Below are 22,168 nucleotides of genomic sequence, written 5' to 3'. Positions count from 1 at the left end.
AGGTGCGAACAGAGAATTGTTTGATAGAGCTTGGAACAGAAGAGCTTCCACCTAAAGCGCTTAAGTCTCTTGGCGAAGCCTTTGCACAGCAATTTGAGGCAGCACTTACTGCGGCTGAGCTCAACTTTACCAGCGTAAGCTGGTTTGCTGCACCACGTCGGTTAGCGGTTTATGTGTCAGCTTTGGCTGAAAGCCAAGATGATAAAACGGTAGAAAAACGTGGCCCTGCTGTTAGCGCCGCTTTCGATGCTGATGGTAATCCTACCAAGGCAGCCCAAGGTTGGGCCCGTGGTAATGGTATTAGTGTAGAAGATGCTGAACGTCTTGTTACAGACAAAGGTGAATGGCTGTTACACAAAGCGCATGTGCCAGGTAAACAAGTTGGCGAGTTATTAGCGTCTTTACTTAACCAAGCTATTGCCAAGCTTCCTATCCCTAAAGCGATGCGTTGGGGTAACTACACTACCCAGTTTATTCGCCCAGTTCATACCCTTGCAGCTGTGTATGGAAGTGAAGTAGTGAACTTGTCAGCATTAGGCTTAGCAAGCGGCAGGACTATTCAAGGCCATCGTTTCCACGGCGAAGCGCGCTTTGAGCTGGACCATGCCGACAACTACGCAAGTGCCTTGGAAGCCCATTATGTGGTAGCTGATTTCACAGCGCGTAAAGACAAGGTACGTCAGCAACTACAAACTGCCGCTGATGCGCTTTCTCTTACACCCGATTTTGATGAAGATCTTCTTGAAGAAATCGCCTCACTGGTTGAATGGCCGGTAGTGATGCAAGCGAGTTTTGAAGAAGGCTTCTTAGCGGTGCCTAAAGAAGCACTTATTTACACCATGAAAGATGATCAAAAATACGTTCCACTGCTTGATAGTGATGGTCAGCTTTCTAACACGTTCTTATTTGTCAGTAATATTGAAAGCCAAGATCCTATTCAGGTAATAAGCGGAAATGAAAAAGTTATTCGCCCTCGCCTAGCTGATGCTGAGTTTTTCTTTAATAGTGATAAAAAGACTTCACTCGAAAGTCGGCTTGCCAGTCTTGAAAGCGTTCTTTTCCAAAAGCAATTAGGTACGCTTAACGAAAAATCTAAACGTATTTCTACGTTATCTGGTTTTATTGCTTCACAAATTAACGCTAATGAAGCGCTCGCTGCTCGTGCGGGGTTACTTGCTAAAACCGATTTAATGACCAACATGGTAATGGAATTCCCAGACGTACAAGGCGTTATGGGTAAATACTATGCGTTAAACGATGGCGAAGATGCCGCGGTTGCTGAAGCGCTTTATGAACAGTATATGCCTCGTTTTGCGGGTGACGCTTTGCCTTCGCCAGGAATTAGTGCTGCAGTAGCACTTGCTGACAAGCTAGATACTCTTGTTGGAATTTTTGGTATTGGCCAACTACCGAAAGGTGATAAAGACCCTTTCGCGTTGCGCCGTGCAGCTATTGGTGTATTGCGTATTATCACTGAGCTTTCATTGCCTCTCGATCTCGAAGTCCTTGTTGCTAAAGCCGGTGAAGTATACGGTGATAAGCTGTCTAACCAAGATTTCCAAGCACAAGTCGTTGATTTTGTGTTAGCAAGGTTTGTTGCAATGTTACAAGACCAAGGTATCGCTATTGATGTTATTCAAGCGGTTTCTGCCAGACGCCCTACTCAACCGAGTGATTATGTAGCCCGTGTAAACGCCGTAGCCGAGTTTAAACAGCTTGATGAAGCTGACGCCCTGGCCGCGGCTAATAAACGCGTGGCGAACATTCTAGCTAAGCAAGGCGTCGACAGCAGCGTAAGTGCTACAATTGTTGAATCCTTGTTAAGTGAAGATGCTGAGAAAGCACTTTATCGCGCGCTAATTTCTGCTGAATCTGTGGTAACCACAGCTGTTCCTACTCAAGACTACACTAAGATACTTTCTACAATGGCAACACTACGTACTGCTATTGATAGTTTCTTCGATGACGTGATGGTTATGGCTGAAGACGATGCTGTTAAGCAAAACCGACTTGCGTTGTTATCGCTTTTAAGGCAACTTTTCCTTACTACAGGCGATATATCATTGTTGGCTAAGTCTTAGATATTTAGGATTACGGTTTAAGGGCGCGCACCCTTACACGACAATCATTTTATAACGCCCAACCCACGTTGGGCGTTTTTGTATTTGGAGCAAGTGTGAATAAAACCCTTTTAGTTATTATTTTTTCGTTTCTGTTAACAGCCTGTGCAAATCGTTCAGGGTTCTCTATTCCTGAAGTGATGGAGCCTAGTCCACAGGTTAATTTTAAAAACCTTTATCTGCGCGGTGTATTTAATTGGTGGGAATCATCCCCGGCCTATCGGTTCACGAAGGATACCGACGGTTGGTTTGTTGATGTTGAACTTATTGCCGATGGCCAGCCTTATGACTTCCGTTTGTCTGACGAAAACTGGACGCCATCACAAAGTTGTGGTGGAAAATATAAAGGCCAACCGGTAATGGTTGAGTCGGTGGTTTATTTAGTGTGTCAGCAAAATTCTGAGAATTTGCAGTTTACCCCATCAACCACGGGTATCTATCGTTTTGTCGTTTCGCCCGCTGGTACAGGCGAAGTAAGTCTAGTTATTAGGCGCCGAGGAAACTAGATAGCTGTGGCGTTTTTGCGTCTTTGTATGCCTAACTAAGGGGCTATGCGGCCTACCTTCAAATAAACATTTAAAAGCCCGGTAACTTTTCAGTTAACCGGGCTTTTCTATTTGTAGCAACTTATGTTTTAGTTGTTCATATCATTATTCAACGATGAACTTAACTAGATTACACGTCTAAGTTTTCTACTCTTAAGGCGTTAGCTTCAATGAAGTTTCGTCTTGGTTCTACTTGGTCGCCCATTAGCGTAGTAAACAATTGATCACACGCAATGGCATCTTCAATTTTCACTTGAAGCATTCTACGGCCTTCAGGATCCATGGTTGTTTCCCAAAGCTGACTTGGGTTCATCTCACCTAGCCCTTTATAGCGTTGAATGTACTGACCACGTTTAGCTTCACTCATTAACCAATCTAGTGCTTCTTTAAATGACTCTACCGGCATTTTACGATCACCACGTTGTATAAACGCATTTGCGCTCATCATGTCGTTAATCGCTAAATTAAGCTCTTTAAGACGCTGATATTCAGTAGACTCAATAAAGTCGTGACCAATTACGTATTCGTAATCAATACCATGCATACGCATAATAATGGTGATATAAAACTCACTGAGTTCAATGTCTCTGCGAATTTCGTAACGATAAGTTGCGCCATCATTTTCACGTTCAGTAAGCTGCGCTACAAAGTGCTCAGCCACGTTCGCTAACGTACTTTCATCTTTTAAATCTTCTAGATTCAATGTAGGCGTATAAATCATTCGATAAAGAATAGATGATGGCATTAGGCGCTTCATGCGCGTAATCATCTTCTCTGCTGATTGATATAAAGTTACCAATTGCTCTAACGCTACACCGCTTATACCTGGGTCATCATCACTAGTATGCAGAGATGCACCATCAATTGCGATAGAGGTCAGGTATGCCGTTAACGCATCATCATCTTTCAAATACTGCTCTTGCTTACCCTTTTTCACTTTATAAAGCGGCGGCTGTGCAATATAAATATAACCACGCTCAATGATTTCTGGCATTTGACGATAGAAGAATGTCAGTAGCAATGTACGAATGTGCGAGCCATCCACATCAGCATCCGTCATGATAATGATGCTGTGATAACGTAGTTTTTCTGGGTTATATTCGTCGCGTCCAATACCACAACCTAGTGCAGTGATCAGTGTGGCAACTTCTTGTGAAGAAAGCATTTTGTCAAAACGTGCTTTCTCAACGTTTAATATTTTTCCTTTAAGTGGAAGAATAGCTTGGTTCTTACGGTTTCGTCCCTGCTTTGCTGAACCGCCAGCAGAGTCTCCTTCCACTATATATAGTTCGCTTAGTGCAGGGTCTTTTTCCTGACAATCAGCAAGCTTACCTGGCAAGCCAGCTAAGTCTAACGCACCCTTACGGCGAGTCATTTCACGTGCTTTACGTGCTGCGTCACGAGCCCGTGCAGCATCGATAATTTTGCCTGCAATAATTCTACTTTCGGCAGGGTTCTCAAGTAAGAACTCAGCAAGCTTTTCGTTCATTGCTGATTCAACTGCTGTTTTCACTTCTGATGAAACCAGCTTATCCTTAGTTTGAGAAGAGAATTTAGGGTCAGGAACTTTCACTGATACAACAGCCGTTAAACCTTCACGCGCATCATCACCGCTCGTGTTAGTTTTGGCCTTTTTGTTCATACCCTCTTTTTCCATGTAGTTATTAAGCGTTCTTGTTAACGCACCACGGAAACCGGCTAAGTGAGTACCACCGTCCCTTTGAGGAATGTTGTTGGTAAAGCAGTAGATATTTTCTTGGAAACCATCATTCCACTGCATAGATACTTCTACTGAAATACCATCTTCTTGTTCATGCGTAAAATGGAAAACCTTCTGGTGAACAGGTGTTTTCTTTTGATTCAAGTATTCAACGAAAGCTTTAATTCCGCCTTCGTACATGAAGTGATCTTCTTTACCGTCTCGCTCGTCTTTCAATCGAATTGAAATACCAGAGTTAAGAAAAGATAACTCTCTTAAACGTTTAGCTAGAATATCGTAGTGAAATAATGTGTTGGTAAAGGTATCTGAGCTTGGCCAAAAGCGAACGCTAGTACCTGTTTTATCAGTTTCACCAATGACAGCCAAAGGTGATTGAGGAACACCATGTTGATATTCTTGTTCGTGTGTATTGCCTTCACGGCGAATACGAAGCTTCAATTTACTCGATAATGCGTTTACTACTGAAACACCAACACCGTGTAGTCCGCCAGATACTTTATAAGAGTTATCATCGAACTTACCGCCAGCATGCAGAACTGTCATAATAACTTCAGCCGCAGACACGCCTTCTTCTTCGTGCACTGCGGTGGGAATTCCTCTACCGTCATCGTATACAGAAACAGAGCCATCTGTGTGTATTTGCACAACGATTTCTGAACAGTGTCCAGCCAAAGCTTCATCTATCGAGTTATCAACAACCTCGAAAACCATGTGGTGAAGTCCTGTACCATCGTCCGTGTCACCGATATACATACCAGGACGCTTTCGTACGGCGTCTAATCCTTTAAGTACCTTGATACTGGACGAGTCGTAATTATTCTGTTCTGACATACTAGGTTTTACTCCTCTTTCACGCTTCCATGTTCCACGTGAAACATTTTCTTTTCGTTATATTTTTGTATGAATTCAAGCTGCGAAGATTCAATTGCAGTAACGAAAACCTGCGTATCCATATCTAACAGCCCGTCTATAAATAACTCACGTTTATCGGCGTCAAGTTCTGCGCCTACATCATCTAACAAGAAGATACTTTTCCTGTCAGTTAAAGTATTAAATAGTTCGGTTTGCGCCATTTGCAGCGCCGCAACAGCCATTCTAAGCTGCCCACGAGATAATAACTCTTGGGCATTAACCCCATTCACTTTTAGCTTAATATCAGCCTTGTGGGGGCCAGAAGTTGTATGACCTATTTTACCATCATACTCACGTTTTTTAACTAAGCTTTCTGCTAAAGACGCATCTTTTTCCCAACCTTTGTAGTAATTCAGTGAAACTTCATACTCTGGTAGAAATGTTGTCGCATATTTTTTTAATATAGGCGTCAATTTCGAAATATATTCTTCTCGTTTGCGCGACAAAGCTTCCGCCCGTTCTAAAAAACACTGCTCCCAATACTGATTTTGCGTTGCCAACAAATCGGATTGTTGTTTCAATAAAGCATTACGATGCTTTAGGAACTTCGAAAATTGCACAGACAACAATTGGAAGCTGTGTTCCACGTGAAACAATCCCCAATCACAAAACCGTCTACGCTCAGAAGGTGAACCCAAAATAAGGTCCGTGCTTTGCGGTGTAAAGAGTTGAACTGGCACTAAGCTCACTAAATCAGAAAGCTTATTAGAATGTTCTCCGTTAATACTACACGTGAATGTATCGTTTCTTCGCCGCTGAAAGCCTACGTTTAAAGATTCACTATTCTCGTTTCTGCAGCTTGCAAATACACTAAACTCCTCTTCCCCCGTTTTGATAACAGATGTGTGTTTATTCGTTCGGAATGAGCGGCCAAAACCTAAATAAAAAATAGATTCAACAAGAGACGACTTTCCACTACCGTTTACGCCGCGAATAATTGTTAACGCTGGAGAAGGTGAAAGGCTTGCAGAAGAAATGTTACGGAAGTTCGTAAGCTGGACCTTGTCCAGTTTCATAAGAAGACTCGGTAAAAATCACGATGATAAAAGATAAACGGCGATGGAAGGTAACGAATGACCGCTACCACCAACACCGATAACCAATGGATTGTATTAATAACTACAAACGCATTGGCATAATGACATAAAGTGCAGCATCGTCAGCTGCATCTTCAATTAATGCACTTGCGTTAGAGTCGGACAAACTAATTTTTACATCGTCAGAACCTAGCGAGTTCAATACGTCAATAAGATAGGCTACATTAAACCCAATTTCTAAATCGTCGCCTTGGTAATTTACATCTACAATTTCTTCGGCTTCTTCTTGCTCTGGATTGTTTGCTGTAATTTTCAGTTCACCCGAAGAAAGATTTAACCGAACGCCACGAAACTTTTCATTAGATAAAATAGCTGCACGTGAAAAAGCGTCTTTCAATACCGCTTTACTGGCAATAATTTCTTTATCACCATCTTGAGGCAATACACGACGATAATCAGGGAATCGGCCATCTACAAGTTTAGATGTAAAGATGAAGTCGTTTGAAAAAATACGTAAATGGTTTGCACCAATTTGTACTTTTAATGATTTATCGTCTTCCGTTATTAAACGCGATATTTCAAGCACCCCCTTGCGAGGAATAATAACTTGTCGGGCAGGAAGTGTTGTTTCGTAGCTTAAACGACAAAGTGCTAGACGGTGACCGTCAGTGGCGACGGTGCGAATAATATTTTCTTCCGTTTCTAACGACATGCCGTTTAGATAATAGCGGACATCTTGCTGTGCCATTGAAAAGCTCGTTGAATCAATTAGGCGTTTCATATCGCTACACGTAATTTCAAACTCAACTTCGCCTTCCCAATCTTCTAGATTTGGATAATCGTTGGCTGATAACGTTGAAAGTGTGTAACGACCACGCCCTGCTTTGATCAGCGCTTTGTTACCATCTAAAGAAAAATGAATATCGGTACCTTCAGAAATACCTCGAATAATATCGAAGAGTTTCTTGGCAGGAACGGTGATTTCGCCTTCGGTGAACTCCCCTTCTAACTTAACGCTAGAAATGAGTTCAACCTCTAAATCTGTACCCGTTAGCCATAGTGCGTCTTCACTAACTTTAATGAGCACATTCGAGAGAATAGGTAATGTGTGTCTACGCTCTACAGCCCCCGATACCAGCTGAAGGGGTTGTAAAAATTGTTCGCGGCTTATACTAAATTTCATTGCTGTGCTATCTCGCCTCTAAAGGTCATTTTTTAGGAAGACAAAGTCCGAATGAGGTTCTTATAGTCTTCTTTTATATCATGACTTTCTTCTCTAAGCTGCGTTATTTTTCTGCAAGCATGAAGTACCGTTGTATGGTCTCGTCCACCAAAGGCATTTCCTAACTCAGGCAAACTGTGATTGGTAAGCTCTTTCGCTAATGCCATCGCCACTTGTCTGGGCCTTGCAACACTTCGACTTCTTCGCTTAGATAAAATGTCAGCAACTTTAATCTTATAATAATCTGCCACAGTTTTCTGAATATTATCAACCGTAACTAATTTTTCTTGAAGCGCTAATAAATCTCTTAGGGCTTCACGTACAAAATCGATGGTTATCGGACGACCGGTGAAATTAGCGTTAGCAATCACTCGGTTCAACGCGCCTTCCAGTTCGCGAACATTCGAACGCAAACGCTTAGCGATAAAGAAAGCAACTTCATTGGGTAACTGAATTCGGTTCTCGGCAGCTTTTCGCATTAAAATAGCGACACGAGTTTCTAATTCAGGTGGCTCAATAGCAATGGTTAGCCCCCAGCCAAAACGAGACTTAAGGCGGTCCTCTACCCCGTCAATTTCTTTAGGGTATCTATCGGACGTGAGAATGATTTGTTGATTACCTTCAAGTAACGCATTAAAGGTATGGAAGAATTCTTCTTGAGAGCGTTCTTTATTCGCAAAAAATTGAATGTCATCAATTAATAGAGCATCCACTGAGCGGTAGAAGCGTTTAAAGTCTTCTATCGCGTTATTTTGAAGTGCCTTAACCATATCTTGAACAAAGCGCTCAGAATGCATATACACGATTTTGGCATTTTCGTTATTAGCGACAATACCATTACCAACAGCATGCAATAAGTGAGTTTTACCTAAACCTGTTCCGCCATAAATAAACAACGGGTTATAAGAACTACCAGGGTTATTAGCCACTTGAGTGGCTGCTGCTCGAGCTAATTGGTTAGATTTACCTTCAACGAAGTTATCAAACTGATAAGTCGGGTTGATATTACTTTTATGCTTAGCAGCTTCCGGGATCGGGATCACTTTAGGCTGTTGAGGTGCTGATCGCATAGTGTTAGATCCAGCACTTCGTTGATCATACTGTCTGTTATCATGAGTAGACGTAGAATGACTTTGTTGACTGTAACCTGTTTGAGGCATAGCAGAGCGAGCACTCGCCTGTACAGGTGACGACGCACTATTGTTATTATTATCAATAGATTGCTGATCGTTTCCCGCTTGACCTGCCATATTTCCGGATGATCGCCCTGAATATGGGTTATATAGCTGACTAGGTGCTTGGTTATACGATTGATGAGCCGGTTGGCCTTGGTTTTCGCTGAAGCTCTGCTTCTCGCTGTGACCCTGATTTTGGCTTTGGGATTGCTGCGGCGTAGCTGAAGCAGCAGCTCTACTGCGGCTTAAGCTTTCCCTACTCATAACATCAAGGCGTAACTGAGGTGCGTTTGGACCTGCAAATTCCCGCAATAACCCAGTAATGTTATCGAGATACTTATCTCTTACCCAATCAAGAATAAAACGGTTAGGGGCAAATAAGGCTACAACACCTTCTTCCTCTTGAGGAACCAAAGGTCTGATCCACATACTAAATTGTTGCGTGGGTAATTCTTGACGCAAACGTTCAAGACATTGATTCCATAAAGACATGTAAGTTACTTAGCTCCGGTAACTCGCAAATAACAACCAATACAAAGAAACAGGCACCGAGATGCGCGCCAGGAAGAAAATTAGGCGGATGTATATTGTTGGGTAGCAGCGAGAAATTGTTTTATCGTTTTAATAGCTGTGGATTATCTTACTTTATCAACAAAAAGTAAATGGCGATCTTTGAAGATCATCAGGATCAATTTCATAAACCATTGATTTAAATCAGAAGACTCCTTATTCGAAAATGTGCTTAATTTAGTTAAATTAAGAATTAAAATACGCATAATTGAATAAGATCATAGGCTAAAAACCGTTCATAGTGACTTAAAAATTAAAAATCTGTGGATAAAATGGTTATTATGACCAGCTTATTCACAGTTAAAATTATGGCGACTGATTAGCATTTAAGCCTCTTCAGTAAACGTTGTTCACAATTTCTACCGAAATAGTGGATTATTGATTGACAGTAGCCCCCGAGATCTCTAGAATTCAGCGTCCTTTTTCGATGGGCTTTTCTGGTGATAAGCACAACTTATTCTGGCAACAGAATAAAGTGTTTACCAAAAACGCCTATGTTTAATTAAATATAAGTGAGACTTTGGTCATGAAAAGAACATTTCAACCGAGCAATTTGAAGCGTAAGCGTTCTCACGGTTTTCGTGCACGTATGGCGACTAAAAATGGTCGTAAAATACTAGCAGCTCGCCGTGCAAAAGGCCGCGCTCGTCTTTCTGCTTAAGCTTAAGTAGAAAGCACCTAAAGTGGGCGAAAATCATTTTTCACGGGAGTTACGTCTGTTAACTCCCACCCACTTTACCTATGTGTTTGATAATGCAATTCCAGCTGTATCTCCCTCGTTTACCATCCTTGCAAGAACAAATACTCTACCATCCCCACGTTTAGGCATTACACTTGCCAAAAAGCGCATTCGTAAAGCTCACGACCGAAATCGTTTAAAACGCTTAATTCGTGAAAGTTTTCGCCATAAGCAACATGACCTTCCAAATGTGGATATTATCGTAATTGGTAAATCTGGTGCTGACAAACTGAGCAATCAAGAGATTTTCGCAACGATGGATAAGCTATGGAAAAAATTAGCCAAACGTTGCAACGCGTCTTAATCGCGCTACCACTGATACTCATAAAACTGTATCAATGGTTTATATCTCCTATTTTAGGACAACGCTGTCGTTTTCATCCATCATGTTCTTGGTATGCTATTGAAGCATTAAAAACACATGGATTAGTAAAAGGCGGTTGGCTATCAATCAAACGCATATTAAGATGCCATCCTTTGCATGCCGGTGGTTACGACCCAGTACCGGAAAAACAACAAGATAAACACTCAAAATAAAGAGACCTATATGGAATCGCAACGTAGTTTTCTGATAATTGGCCTAGCGCTGGTCAGCTTTTTGCTTTGGCAACAATGGCAAAAAGAATACGGACCTCAACCTGTACAGCAAGTACAAACAGAGCAATCCGAACAGGTATCACAAGGTGTACCATCATTTGATGATGCACAATCTGAAGATGTGCCTACCGGTGATAGCGTTCCAGCGGCTAAACCAATGGCTAGCGCATCAAATGCTAACCGCATTATCGAAGTTAAAACTGATGGCTTAGACCTTCGCATCGATTTATTAGGTGGCGACGTTATTACCGCCGACTTATTGAAGTTTCCAGTTACCCAAGGCTCAGAAGAACCTTATAGCCTATTACGTTCAGGTAATGGCCTGTATGTAGCGCAAAGTGGTCTTATTGGTGCTAACGGACCTGATGCTAGCAGTAGCGGTCGCCCTGTTTATCGTACCGATAGCAATTTTTATGAAATGACCGGTGACAGCCTAGAAGTGCCTTTGGTGTGGAAAAACGACCAAGGACTTTCTGTTACCAAAACGTTCATCTTCAAAAAAGACCATTATGAAGTTGCGGTAAATTACACCGTAGAAAATAATTCTGGTGCTGCGGCTAATGTGCAGCAATACGCACAGCTTAAGCAAGTCATCGACGCGGAAGACGACGGCAACATGTTTATGCCTACCTATCGCGGCGCAGCGTATTCAACCGAAGAAGACCGTTATCAAAAATACACGTTTGATGATATTGCCGATGACAAGTTGCGTGAAACGACCAAGGCTGGCTGGGCTGGTATGCTAGAGCACTATTTTGTTTCTGCTTGGGTACCACCACAAGATCAAGTTAACACCATTTACTCGCGCAATATTTCAAATCAATACGCGGTTATCGGTGTATTGATGCCTGCGGCAGTGGTTAATACCGGCGAAGCAAAAACGTTGTCTAGCACCCTTTATATGGGTCCAAAAGATCAAGACAAGTTAAAAGAGATCGCCCGCGGATTAGATTTAACCGTCGATTACGGCATTCTATGGTGGATATCGCAATCACTGTTTTCTTTGCTTACGTTCCTTCACAGCTTAGTGAATAACTGGGGTGTGGCCATCATCTTAATTACTATCGTAGTGAAAGGGGCAATGTACTGGCTGACTAAGAAGCAGTACGAATCTATGGCTCGCATGCGTAACCTAGCGCCTAAAATGCAACAACTTAAAGACCGTTTTGGCGATGACAGACAAAAAATGTCTCAGTCGATGATGGAGCTTTACAAGAAAGAAAAAGTTAACCCAATGGGTGGTTGTTTACCGCTCGTACTTCAAATGCCTATCTTCCTAGCGCTCTATTGGGTGTTAATGGAAAGTGTTGAATTACGCCATGCAGATTTTGCATTGTGGATCACTGACTTATCAGTGAAAGACCCATACTTTGTATTGCCTATATTAACGGGCGCAAGTATGTACTTGTTGCAGAAATTACAACCGACAACAATTACTGACCCTATGCAGCAAAAGATAATGCAGTTTATGCCTGTGGCTATGAGTGTGTTCTTCTTATGGTTCCCTGCAGGTCTAGTATTATACTGGTTGGTGAGTAACATCATTACGTTAGTACAAGCCAAAATGATATATGCTTCTATGGAGAAGCGGGGAATTAAATAGCAACGTCTATTTCTTTTATAATAAACAGCCCGCCAATTGCGGGCTGTTTTGTCTACGAGGATAAATTAACTATGCCATCATTTGATATTGTGTCTGAAATCAATATGGAAGAAGTGCGCAACGCCACTGAAAACGCACACCGAGAACTTGCCACACGTTTCGATTTTCGCGGTATTGAAGCGAGCTTTGAATACAAAGAGAAAACCGTGGTGATGAAAGCGGAAGCTGAATTCCAGCTACAGCAAATGGAAAGCATGTTTAGAACCGCATGCTCTAAACGAAACCTAGATACGTCGTTTTTAGATGTAAAGCCGTTTGATGCGAATGGGAAAACCTATCGTCAAACTATCGCATTCAAAGAAGGCATAGAACAGCCCATTGCCAAAAAGATCGTAAAAATAATTAAAGACGCGAAAATTAAAGTACAAACGGCTATTCAAGGTGAAGAACTTCGAGTAACGGGTAAAAAGCGTGACGATTTACAACAAGCTATGGCCTTGGTCAAATCATCAGATTTAGGTCAGCCTTTTCAATTTAAGAACTTTCGCGACTAAAATATGGATTCACATATCATCACAACCGATACCATTACCGCTCAAGCCACTGCCCCTGGGCGCGGTGGTGTTGGAATAGTGCGGGTTTCAGGTCCATGCGCAAAAGCTATCGCTGAAGTATTAGTTCCCACACCGCTAACGCCAAGATTGGCGACCTATACCCCGTTTGTCGATAGTCAACAAAACGTTATCGACCAAGGTATCGCGCTATTCTTCAAAGGGCCTAATTCATTTACGGGCGAAGATGTATTAGAACTACAAGGTCATGGCGGCCAAGTTGTGATGGATATGCTCATTGATGCTGTGCTTTCCACTGGTAAAGCACGATTAGCTAATCCAGGTGAGTTTAGTGAACAAGCATTCATTAATGATAAGCTCGATTTAGCGCAAGCTGAGGCGATTGCTGATTTAATTGATGCCAGTTCTAAACAAGCGGCAAGAAGCGCGCTACGTTCGTTACAGGGCGAATTTTCAACCCAAATTCAAACCTTATCCGACCAAATTGTTCATCTACGCATGTACGTTGAAGCCGCTATCGACTTTCCTGAAGAAGAAATTGATTTCTTATCTGATGGCAAAGTATCTGGTGACTTAGCCGCCATACTTGCGCATCTTCAAGTGGTGAGAGAGCAAGCAAAGCAGGGAAGCCTGCTCAGAGAAGGGATGCAGGTGGTTATTGCCGGGCGTCCTAATGCGGGTAAATCAAGTTTACTTAATGCATTAGCAGGCCGAGACAGTGCCATTGTCACCGAAATTGCAGGCACGACCCGAGATGTATTAAAAGAGCATATTCACATTAACGGCATGCCGGTGCACATCATTGATACCGCCGGGCTTCGTGATAGCCCTGACAAAGTAGAACAGATTGGTATTGAACGGGCGTGGCAAGCAATTAGCGAAGCCGATCACGTACTTTTTGTCACTGATTCAACCACTACCGATGTGGCAGATCCTTATAAAATTTGGCCTGAGTTTATGGCTCGCTTACCACAAGGTATCCCTACCATGGTAATCAAAAATAAAGCGGATCTTAGCGACTTGCAAGTTGGCTTGAATCAAGTAAAAACAGAGCATGGCGAGATGCCCGTTATTAATATTTCGGCAAAACAAAGTGACGGTATAGATACCCTACGGGATCATTTAGCCAAAACCATGGGCTTCGACACCACCACTGAAGGGCAATTCATCGCCAGAAGACGTCATCTCGATGCGTTGGAAAAAGCCTACGAATATGTAGTAATAGGCGAACAACAACTTCACGATGCTATGGCCGGCGAACTACTTGCAGAAGAACTTCGTTTAGCCCATCAGTCATTATGTGAAATAACCGGTGAATTCACCTCAGACGATTTACTTGGAAAGATATTTTCATCTTTCTGTATTGGTAAGTAATAGGTCGCCAGAGAGTCTCTGGCGACCCAACCAATCTAGTTCCCCCAAATGTCATTCACATAATCAGGATTATCAATAAACGGATTTCGATTCGACTGAAAACTATAAGCAGCCTCATTTCTATCAATTTCCTTTTGACTAACTGGGTCCTGTTGATGCCAATTTAACAACATTGTTAAAAACCATGATTCAAAAACTTGGCTACTTGTTCCATTAAGCACCGCATCACCATAGCTACTATTAGATTCCCATGAACTGATGACATCTTCATATCGTGTAGCCATATAAAAATAAGCGCGAGCAATATCGCCTTTAAATTCATCAATAGGTTCAAATACCGTACCGGAATAGCCTAAACCGGAAACCGCTGCACCTAATAGTGAGCCATTTTGAGAGGTAAATGTGCTACTGCCCACTTCCCCATAAGGGTAACTACTGCGCTTAGAGTTCACATATCCATCGGTTGGAAATACATGATGAATATCTGTATTCATTGGTGCTACAGCGCCACCAAACCAACTACGAGGAAAGGAATGCTCTCGGTTATAACAATCGCCTTCTCCAGAGTAGTTTCCACATTGATCACTACTAGAAGTAAAACTATAAGGGTCGTTAGAAGAAGGAAGTTCAGAATAAATATCCAATATACTGCCATCGTTTTCATAATAGCTATCTAGGCCATAAGAAACATAAAACGTCCAAAGATCACCATATGACTGTGAGCTGTGCCCTTTAATAATATTGTAAAGTGCAGTCTTTAATGAATAACCTGTCATACCTGACGCATTTGAATAATAGTCTGATGTATCGTTATTACCGCCGCTTCCGTCACCTCCTCCATTATCGCCGCTATTTCCTAGCGTGAAGGTAGTAGCTTCTGAAGACGTAAATTCACCACCACTCGCCACGGTAACGTTATCAAATGTTAACGAATAACTGCCTGAGCCAAAGCTGCAACAAATGCCATCACCGTAACTGTCTTGTATTGTTAATGTGTAAGTGTCGTCAGTGAGACATACCGATTCGCTATAGGTGGTGTTACTTTCATAACCACTACCTTGATATTCCACAGCGTTTGCACTATTGGTAATAGTCCAACTAGTCTCACTACCATAGTTATCGGTAACGAGAGAGAACGAACCTGAATTAGACTCGCAGGTTTCTCCTCCCGGCTCCTCACTTGTGCTGTCTGTTGGCGAAAATAAGTCAACGTACACGAGTTCAGACCCGTCAAATGATGACTGATCATAGAACCTCAGTCCTATGTCTATAGATGAAGTACTAGAAGCGGTATAGGCGTAGCTTAATTCTTGCCACTGCCCAGTATTTGATGGTGTCGAATAACCTTGGTAACCATCTACGTAAAGACGCGCAGATACGCCACCCTCTGTATGATAAACCCACACACTAAAAGTGTATGACTCACCACTGACTACATCAACTGACTGCCTAAAATCGGTAGAGCCTTGCGTTGTGGTATTTACCGTAATCGCCGCAGCACTATCGCCGTTGTAAACAATACTATTAGATTGAGAAACCTCTATACCTGAGTCAATGGTATCCCAACTATTGGGAACGCCATTGCTCCAGCTTTCAAAATCGCCATTCACCACATCGGCAAAAGCAAATGCGTGAAGCGTTAACGTCATTACACCTATTGTGCGAACTATATTTTTATTCATTATTTTATTTTCTCTTTTTTTTTTCGACATACTCGGTGTCATCAAAATAATTACACAATATGACAGCACTGTGAACAATAAACGACCAATTTGCATATAAATATAAATAAAACCTTATATCTAAATGCTATCGTTAAATTATTAGGGTGGTTCTCGACTTTTCTTTGTAATCCCAAGACAATCTTTTATCATGGTAAAAAGCCGAACAAATAGCAGGCTAGAGTGAGCAATAGCAAGTACGGCACATAAACATTTTGATGGCTAAGGTAGGTAGAAAGTGAGTAAACATTATTCCATTATCGTGGGCTCTATGCTCGGCGCATCTGAGTACGTCGCCGATGCATTGGCGAAATCATTGATTAATATGGGGAATACTGTAACTATCCATAACACGCCTACATTAGAAGACGTAAAAGACGAACCCAATTGGATTGTCTGCACATCGACACACGGAGCCGGAGAGTTACCCGATAACATTAAACCGTTTGCTAAAGCACTAGAAACTGCTGATTTATCCAAGGTAAACGCGTTTATTATTGGGTTAGGAGATACCAGTTATGACACGTATTGTTTCGGTGCTCTTATGATGGAAAATCTATTAAAATCACGAGGTGCTACATTAGAGGCATCAGCCCATTTAATTGATGTTTTGGAGCATCCTATACCGGAAGATGAAGCGGTAATGTGGTTTGAACGAATGCTGGAAACTGCATGAGTACAACGCTAACGCAAGCAGAACTCGCGGTACTGCAATCGCCGCTATCCAACGATTGCCGCGTACTTTACTTACTAGGCTTACGCCCAACCGCCAATACAGCATCAACAGCAAGTGCTGCTATTGATTATAAATTCTTACTGTCGATGTTAAACGGAGAGCATAAAGACACTCCCTATCAACGTGGCCGGCAAATTAATAGCCTTTTAAAGCAGCTTGAACTTGTTGGACTGGTGGCGCTTCCAGAAGCGTTGGATTTAGAGCACTCCATTAATGGTAAAGCCCTACTTCTTCCTTTGATAAACAATGCACAATCAAACTTTGATACCTTGCATAAATCTCACTTTGCTATTTCAGCAGACTGGAAACCAAACAAGAATCTGTTCTTAGAGATGGCCTCGCTACTAGGCATTATTGACACAGAATATGATGAAAATGAAGTTGGTGAATTCATTTCCTATTGGCTGGGCAGACCAACCACTATATTAAGTGAGTTTCAGTGGACACAGAAATTTGCTCACAATATAAAGCATAAGCGGGTAGCTGCAGGTTATTCTCCTGTAAGAAAAGTAGGAAATCAGCAAGTGAAAGTTGCAGCTGGTATCGAAGCAGATGATAATGCAAGAAAGCTGGTGGAAAAATACGCCACGTCCACAAAGAAGAATTGATGCTATGGATCGAATTACAGATAAAATTGCAAATCTTGCAAAGGCACTTAACAAGCCTTCAGAGCCTAATGATGAATATATCGATTACGCAACGCTTAGAAAGCAATATGAGAACCAAGCAAACCAAGAGATTGGTCAACTACAACAGCGCTCTAAAAAAGCGCGCGTAGAAGCCATTCATGGGCGTTCTGATCTAAATCCAAAATGGACATTCACAAATTTAATTGAAGACAGTGACGATGTTATTGAAGCAGTATCTATCGCTCAATCGTTCATTGCCGCTCACGATGATCCAGCCTGGCGCCAAAGCGGTTCACACATGATGTTATTTTATGGTGATTATGGCCGAGGTAAGTCTCATATTGCAGGCGCGATCGCGCATCAACTCATAGAGCAATATGAGATATCCGTATTATATAGGCAACTTTCAACCCTATTGGAAATGCGTTATTCCTCTTACGATTTTAGTGCCACAGACAACATAGGCCAGAAATTTAGAGAAGCAAACCAAGAACTACTAGAAGTCGATTTACTCATTCTTGATGAAGTGTGTGTGAATGAAACCGTACTTAAAAAGAATACCCAAAGCTGGTTGGGTAACTTATTACGCCAACGATTGGTGAATAAAAAGAACTGTATCTTAATCACCAACCATAGTTTAAGCGAACTAGAACACGCTATGGGGCGCTATTGCTTTGAGTCAGTTAAAGAATACGATACTTACAAAGTACGCTTTCAAGGGCCAAGTAGACGTGAAGGCTTAACCCAAGATGAAGCCGAAGCACAGAATATCACACCAAGATATCAACCTAATCAGGTACGCTAAACCAAAACCCACAGGCAGTAAGCGTTAAAAGATCATTAAAATCCCCCTCGTAATTCTCTAAAAGGGTGTCATTAATAATGATCATTACTCCCTTGTGGCACTGATTTTTTCTGTTTACTCCATAAATTTTCAATTATTTTCCTGATCACATAATAAAAGATAATGAGTGATCATATGATCCACTCAAAAATTGTGGAAAGATCTCATCCACAGTTAGATCGCTCTGAAAGCCATATTCTATGCTTAGTTAACGATCTAACAGTAGTATTAACCAACATTTTATCCCCAATGCGATCACATCTTGATCAGTGCTGTGGATAGGATCCTACAAACCACTGTGTATAAGCTCTTACTGAAGAATGAGTAACTTTATTCACAATTGCCCATGTGGATAACTAAGGGGTTTATACACAAGATTATGAGGGGGTTATCGATCTGTATTACACAACCTTTTAGATCGTGTAACTTCATGATCTGAAACTGCTTTAAAGGGTTACTAACAGATCTTGCTGATCCTAATAATAATAAAAATAAACAGATCTATATAAGATCTTAAGATCAATAGAGCCAGGTCGAAAAGAAATGAGCAACAGCATTGAAGAAAATTTAACCATTTTCTTTATGCAATAAGTCAGCTAAAATACGCGCCCTTTTTTCGACTTGTACAGAAAAGAAAAAAGTTACTCCATTTACGTTAATAGTGAGGTTCGATATGTATTACACCCAAGCATTTGATGTCATCGTAGTCGGTGGTGGTCATGCTGGAACAGAAGCTGCGCTAGCTGCTGCTCGCATGGGATCAAACACCTTACTGTTAACTCATAACATTGAAACCATTGGACAGATGTCTTGTAACCCAGCGATCGGTGGGATCGGCAAAGGTCATTTGGTAAAAGAAATTGACGCACTTGGTGGTGCAATGGGTTTGGCTGCCGATCAAGGTGGTATTCAGTTTAGAACGCTAAATTCAAGCAAAGGACCAGCTGTACGAGCAACGCGTGCTCAGGCTGACAGAACCCTTTACCGCCAAGCCATTCGTAAAATCGTAGAAAGCCAAGAAAACCTCACGTTGTTTCAACAAAGCGTTGACGATCTTGTCGTTGAAAACGATCAGGTGACTGGTGTGGTTACCCAAATGGGGCTAAAATTTAAAGCCAAAACCGTGGTACTCACAGTAGGAACCTTCTTAGGCGGCACGATTCACATAGGCCTTGAGAACTATCGTGGTGGACGCGCAGGCGATCCCCCTTCGATAGCCCTCGCAGATCGTTTACGTGCCTTACCGTTTCGTGTAGACCGCTTAAAAACCGGTACACCTGCACGATTAGATGCCCGTTCGTTAGATTTTAGTGTGATGCAGGCACAACCTGGTGATAATCCAACGCCGGTATTTTCATTCATGGGCAACCGTGAAATGCATCCACAACAGATCCCGTGTTACATCACGCACACTAACGAAAAGACACACGATATTATTCGAGGCGGACTTGATCGTTCTCCTATGTTCACTGGCGTAATTGAAGGTATTGGCCCTCGTTACTGCCCAAGCATTGAAGATAAGATCACTCGTTTTGCAGACAAAGATTCGCATCAAATTTTTGTTGAGCCAGAAGGGTTAAATAGCATTGAGGTTTACCCAAATGGTATTTCAACAAGCTTGCCTTTCGATATTCAAATGAATCTTGTACGCTCAATCAAAGGTTTTGAGAACGCGCATATTGTTCGTCCAGGCTATGCGATTGAATATGATTTCTTTGATCCTAGAGATTTGAAACAAACTTTAGAAAATAAATTTATCAAAGGTTTGTTTTTTGCCGGCCAAATTAATGGCACAACCGGGTACGAAGAAGCAGGTGCGCAAGGCCTTATTGCTGGTGCTAATGCATCGCTGCAAGCACAAGAAAAAGATCCGCTTATTTTACGACGCGATCAAGCCTACATGGGTGTATTGATTGACGACCTGGCAACCATGGGAACGAAAGAACCTTACCGTATGTTTACAAGCCGTGCAGAATATCGATTACTGCTTCGAGAAGATAACGCCGATAGCCGCCTAACCGCGCTAGGTCGTGAGATAGGTTTGGTAGATGATGCACGTTGGGCGGCATTCAACACTAAGATGGAAGCGGTTGAAGGTGAATTGCAACGCCTGCGCGGTCAATGGGTACATAAAGATCATGGTGCTACGCCAGCACTTAACACCCTGCTTAAAACGCCAGTAAGCAAAGAGCATTCGCTAGAAGAACTGATACGTCGACCTGAAATGACCTATCGTCAATTGATGGAGATTGAAAGTATTGGGCCTGGTTTAACCGATCCCATTGCGGCAGAACAAGTTGAGATCCAAATTAAATACGCTGGTTATATTGCCCGTCAAATGGACGAAATAGCCAAAACACAGCGTCACGAGAATTCACTGTTACCGGTAGATCTCGATTTTACTAAGATCTCAGGTTTATCAAACGAAGTGGTGGCGAAACTTACCGAAGCGAGGCCTGAAACTATTGGTAAAGCGTCTCGTATTTCGGGTATTACACCGGCCGCTATTTCGTTGCTTTTAGTGTATTTGAAAAAGCACGGCATGTTAAGAAAGCACGATAAATTAAGCGCTTAAGTAGATTTCAATTTATGAGTTTAGACCAAGAATTACACGAAATACTGGCCTCTGGCCTTACGGCACAATCACTCCAATTAAGCGATGATCAACAAGCAAAGCTAGTGGGGTTTGTGCTGCTGATTGATAAATGGAACAAAGCGTACAATCTGACATCGGTGCGTGATCCGAAACAAATGATGGTAAAACATATTTTGGACTCATTAGCGATATATCCATATTTAGCTAAACATGAGGCCAAACACATCAGTGACGTAGGCACAGGCCCGGGTTTGCCAGGTATGCCACTTGCGATTGCGTTTCCCGATACGGCGTTTACGTTACTAGATAGTTTGGGTAAGCGCGTTCGGTTTATGACCCAATGTGTCCATGCCCTCAAATTATCTAATGTGACGCCTGTTCAAAGTCGTGTTGAAGCACATACCCCAGCGCAACCGTATGATATAGTACTTAGCCGAGCGTTCGCTTCGTTAAAAGATATGTTGCACTGGTGCCAACATCTGGTAAATTCAGACGGGCAGTTCCTTGCACTTAAAGGGCAGTTTCCAGAAGACGAATTAAAAGAAGTGAGTGATCACTATCAGGTGATCAAAACGGAAAGTCTCACTGTTCCGAATCTGGTGGGCGAACGACACCTCGTTTGGATTAAAAAGGCATAACAGGACTTATTGTGGCAAAGGTAATCGCGATCGCGAATCAAAAAGGTGGTGTGGGTAAAACCACTACTGCAGTGAATGTTGCAGCATCAATGGCTGCAACAAAACGTAAAGTGCTACTGATTGATCTTGATCCACAAGGTAACGCAACCATGGGAAGCGGCGTCGACAAATACGATGTTCACGCTACCGCGTTTGAATTGCTTATCGAAGAACAACCTATCAACGATGTTATTGTAAAAAATACAGCGGGTAAATTTGATTTAGTGGCTGCGAACGGTGACGTGACGGCAGCTGAAATTAAGTTGATGGAAATGTTTGCCCGTGAAGTACGTCTTAGAAATGCGTTAAAACCTGTTCTTGATTACTACGATTTTATCTTTATTGACTGCCCTCCTTCACTAAACCAACTTACGGTGAATGCATTAGCTGCGGCTGATTCAGTCATGGTGCCGATGCAATGTGAATATTACGCACTCGAAGGGTTAACGGCGTTAATGGATACCATTCAAAAACTCGCATCAGTGGTAAATCCTGAATTGAAGATTGAAGGGGTATTGCGTACTATGTACGACCCTCGTAATCGCCTTGCCAACGACGTTTCCGAACAGCTTAAACGTCACTTTGGTGAGCAAGTATATCGTACTGTCATTCCGCGCAACGTGCGCCTAGCTGAAGCGCCAAGTTTCGGTACACCGGCGATGTACTACGATAAGTCTTCTACAGGGGCTAAAGCATATTTAGCATTGGCGGGTGAAATTCTTCGTCGTCGTGATAAATCTGCGCCAAGTCAGGCGAAAGCCAGTTAAATTATAATAAAG

The 22,168-nt window shown here is 42.2% G+C and carries 19 protein-coding genes; 14 read left to right on the top strand and 5 right to left on the bottom strand.

Going from position 1 to position 22,168, the window contains the following annotated elements:
- Window positions 1-2 precede the first annotated feature (2 nt).
- Entirely contained in the window at window positions 3-2,081 is a 2,079-nt protein-coding gene (glyS, locus tag JKP82_RS14770) for a glycine--tRNA ligase subunit beta (RefSeq protein ID WP_159534273.1), read from the top strand.
- Window positions 2,082-2,176: 95 nt separating this feature from the next.
- Complete coding sequence (locus tag JKP82_RS14765; RefSeq protein WP_159534271.1) at window positions 2,177-2,626, top strand: putative periplasmic lipoprotein; 450 nt, start codon at window positions 2,177-2,179, stop codon at window positions 2,624-2,626.
- A gap of 169 nt (window positions 2,627-2,795) precedes the next feature.
- Here JKP82_RS14765 and gyrB read toward each other — a convergent pair whose 3' ends face one another.
- The 4 genes from gyrB to dnaA all read right to left on the bottom strand — a co-directional run bounded on the left by gyrB (window position 2,796) and on the right by dnaA (window position 9,223).
- Window positions 2,796-5,216 (bottom strand): DNA topoisomerase (ATP-hydrolyzing) subunit B, encoded by a 2,421-nt coding sequence (gene gyrB / locus JKP82_RS14760; protein ID WP_218397627.1) that lies wholly within the window; start codon window positions 5,214-5,216, stop codon window positions 2,796-2,798.
- 8 nt (window positions 5,217-5,224) lie between these two features.
- Window positions 5,225-6,313, bottom strand: a complete 1,089-nt coding sequence (recF, locus tag JKP82_RS14755) for a DNA replication/repair protein RecF (RefSeq protein ID WP_218397625.1) — start codon at window positions 6,311-6,313, stop codon at window positions 5,225-5,227.
- A 103-nt stretch (window positions 6,314-6,416) separates the two neighbouring features.
- On the bottom strand, window positions 6,417-7,517 hold the full coding sequence (dnaN, locus tag JKP82_RS14750; RefSeq protein WP_159534265.1) for a DNA polymerase III subunit beta: 1,101 nt from the start codon (window positions 7,515-7,517) through the stop codon (window positions 6,417-6,419).
- A 32-nt stretch (window positions 7,518-7,549) separates the two neighbouring features.
- On the bottom strand, window positions 7,550-9,223 hold the full coding sequence (gene dnaA, locus JKP82_RS14745; RefSeq protein ID WP_218397624.1) for a chromosomal replication initiator protein DnaA: 1,674 nt from the start codon (window positions 9,221-9,223) through the stop codon (window positions 7,550-7,552).
- Between the two features lie 604 nt (window positions 9,224-9,827).
- Between dnaA and rpmH the strand changes: the two genes are divergently transcribed.
- From rpmH to mnmE, 6 genes are all read left to right on the top strand, one after another.
- The gene (rpmH, locus tag JKP82_RS14740; RefSeq protein ID WP_049791785.1) at window positions 9,828-9,962 is read left to right on the top strand and encodes a 50S ribosomal protein L34; all 135 of its coding nucleotides are present in this window, start codon (window positions 9,828-9,830) and stop codon (window positions 9,960-9,962) included.
- Window positions 9,963-9,984: 22 nt separating this feature from the next.
- Complete coding sequence (gene rnpA, locus JKP82_RS14735; protein WP_013786828.1) at window positions 9,985-10,344, top strand: ribonuclease P protein component; 360 nt, start codon at window positions 9,985-9,987, stop codon at window positions 10,342-10,344.
- Entirely contained in the window at window positions 10,329-10,577 is a 249-nt protein-coding gene (yidD, locus tag JKP82_RS14730; protein ID WP_159534766.1) for a membrane protein insertion efficiency factor YidD, read from the top strand. The genes rnpA and yidD overlap by 16 nt, the downstream gene beginning before the upstream one ends.
- A gap of 10 nt (window positions 10,578-10,587) precedes the next feature.
- Window positions 10,588-12,240 (top strand): membrane protein insertase YidC, encoded by a 1,653-nt coding sequence (gene yidC / locus JKP82_RS14725; RefSeq protein WP_218397622.1) that lies wholly within the window; start codon window positions 10,588-10,590, stop codon window positions 12,238-12,240.
- Between the two features lie 71 nt (window positions 12,241-12,311).
- Entirely contained in the window at window positions 12,312-12,794 is a 483-nt protein-coding gene (locus tag JKP82_RS14720) for a YajQ family cyclic di-GMP-binding protein (protein WP_159534259.1), read from the top strand.
- 3 nt (window positions 12,795-12,797) lie between these two features.
- A complete protein-coding gene (gene mnmE, locus JKP82_RS14715) occupies window positions 12,798-14,186 on the top strand; it encodes a tRNA uridine-5-carboxymethylaminomethyl(34) synthesis GTPase MnmE (protein WP_218397620.1) in 1,389 nt (462 codons plus the stop codon).
- 35 nt (window positions 14,187-14,221) lie between these two features.
- Here the strand turns inward: mnmE and JKP82_RS14710 are convergent, their stop codons facing one another.
- Entirely contained in the window at window positions 14,222-15,868 is a 1,647-nt protein-coding gene (locus JKP82_RS14710; RefSeq protein ID WP_218397618.1) for an endonuclease, read from the bottom strand.
- A gap of 277 nt (window positions 15,869-16,145) precedes the next feature.
- Between JKP82_RS14710 and JKP82_RS14705 the strand changes: the two genes are divergently transcribed.
- The 6 genes from JKP82_RS14705 to JKP82_RS14680 all read left to right on the top strand — a co-directional run bounded on the left by JKP82_RS14705 (window position 16,146) and on the right by JKP82_RS14680 (window position 22,156).
- Window positions 16,146-16,583, top strand: a complete 438-nt coding sequence (locus JKP82_RS14705; protein ID WP_159534253.1) for a flavodoxin domain-containing protein — start codon at window positions 16,146-16,148, stop codon at window positions 16,581-16,583.
- Window positions 16,580-17,251 (top strand): DnaT-like ssDNA-binding domain-containing protein, encoded by a 672-nt coding sequence (locus JKP82_RS14700; protein WP_218397616.1) that lies wholly within the window; start codon window positions 16,580-16,582, stop codon window positions 17,249-17,251. The genes JKP82_RS14705 and JKP82_RS14700 overlap by 4 nt, the downstream gene beginning before the upstream one ends.
- A 4-nt stretch (window positions 17,252-17,255) precedes the next feature.
- Window positions 17,256-18,077 (top strand): ATP-binding protein, encoded by an 822-nt coding sequence (locus JKP82_RS14695; protein WP_218397614.1) that lies wholly within the window; start codon window positions 17,256-17,258, stop codon window positions 18,075-18,077.
- A gap of 712 nt (window positions 18,078-18,789) precedes the next feature.
- Window positions 18,790-20,691, top strand: a complete 1,902-nt coding sequence (mnmG, locus tag JKP82_RS14690; protein ID WP_218397612.1) for a tRNA uridine-5-carboxymethylaminomethyl(34) synthesis enzyme MnmG — start codon at window positions 18,790-18,792, stop codon at window positions 20,689-20,691.
- A gap of 14 nt (window positions 20,692-20,705) precedes the next feature.
- Entirely contained in the window at window positions 20,706-21,350 is a 645-nt protein-coding gene (gene rsmG, locus JKP82_RS14685; RefSeq protein WP_218397610.1) for a 16S rRNA (guanine(527)-N(7))-methyltransferase RsmG, read from the top strand.
- A gap of 11 nt (window positions 21,351-21,361) precedes the next feature.
- Window positions 21,362-22,156: a ParA family protein gene (locus tag JKP82_RS14680; RefSeq protein WP_013786818.1), complete on the top strand. Its 795-nt coding sequence runs from the start codon at window positions 21,362-21,364 to the stop codon at window positions 22,154-22,156.
- Window positions 22,157-22,168: the final 12 nt, after the last annotated feature.

It is taken from the genome of Alteromonas lipotrueae (assembly GCF_019249215.1).
Lineage (GTDB): Bacteria > Pseudomonadota > Gammaproteobacteria > Enterobacterales > Alteromonadaceae > Alteromonas > Alteromonas lipotrueae.
The sequence above is the reverse complement of the archived record's forward strand: the minus strand, read 5'-3'. Positions and strand labels throughout refer to the sequence as shown.

Excerpts from the sequence above, each read along its gene's own strand:
- rpmH (WP_049791785.1), top strand. The coding sequence starts at position 9,828 with ATGAAAAGAACATTTCAACCGAGCAATTTGAAGCGTAAGCGTTCTCAC.
- JKP82_RS14700 (WP_218397616.1), top strand. The coding sequence starts at position 16,580 with ATGAGTACAACGCTAACGCAAGCAGAACTCGCGGTACTGCAATCGCCG.
- JKP82_RS14710 (WP_218397618.1), bottom strand. The coding sequence starts at position 15,868 with ATGAATAAAAATATAGTTCGCACAATAGGTGTAATGACGTTAACGCTT.
- gyrB (WP_218397627.1), bottom strand. The coding sequence starts at position 5,216 with ATGTCAGAACAGAATAATTACGACTCGTCCAGTATCAAGGTACTTAAA.
- recF (WP_218397625.1), bottom strand. The coding sequence starts at position 6,313 with ATGAAACTGGACAAGGTCCAGCTTACGAACTTCCGTAACATTTCTTCT.
- mnmE (WP_218397620.1), top strand. The coding sequence starts at position 12,798 with ATGGATTCACATATCATCACAACCGATACCATTACCGCTCAAGCCACT.
- mnmG (WP_218397612.1), top strand. The coding sequence starts at position 18,790 with ATGTATTACACCCAAGCATTTGATGTCATCGTAGTCGGTGGTGGTCAT.
- yidC (WP_218397622.1), top strand. The coding sequence starts at position 10,588 with ATGGAATCGCAACGTAGTTTTCTGATAATTGGCCTAGCGCTGGTCAGC.
- dnaN (WP_159534265.1), bottom strand. The coding sequence starts at position 7,517 with ATGAAATTTAGTATAAGCCGCGAACAATTTTTACAACCCCTTCAGCTG.
- JKP82_RS14695 (WP_218397614.1), top strand. The coding sequence starts at position 17,256 with ATGGATCGAATTACAGATAAAATTGCAAATCTTGCAAAGGCACTTAAC.
- dnaA (WP_218397624.1), bottom strand. The coding sequence starts at position 9,223 with ATGTCTTTATGGAATCAATGTCTTGAACGTTTGCGTCAAGAATTACCC.
- rsmG (WP_218397610.1), top strand. The coding sequence starts at position 20,706 with ATGAGTTTAGACCAAGAATTACACGAAATACTGGCCTCTGGCCTTACG.
- JKP82_RS14720 (WP_159534259.1), top strand. The coding sequence starts at position 12,312 with ATGCCATCATTTGATATTGTGTCTGAAATCAATATGGAAGAAGTGCGC.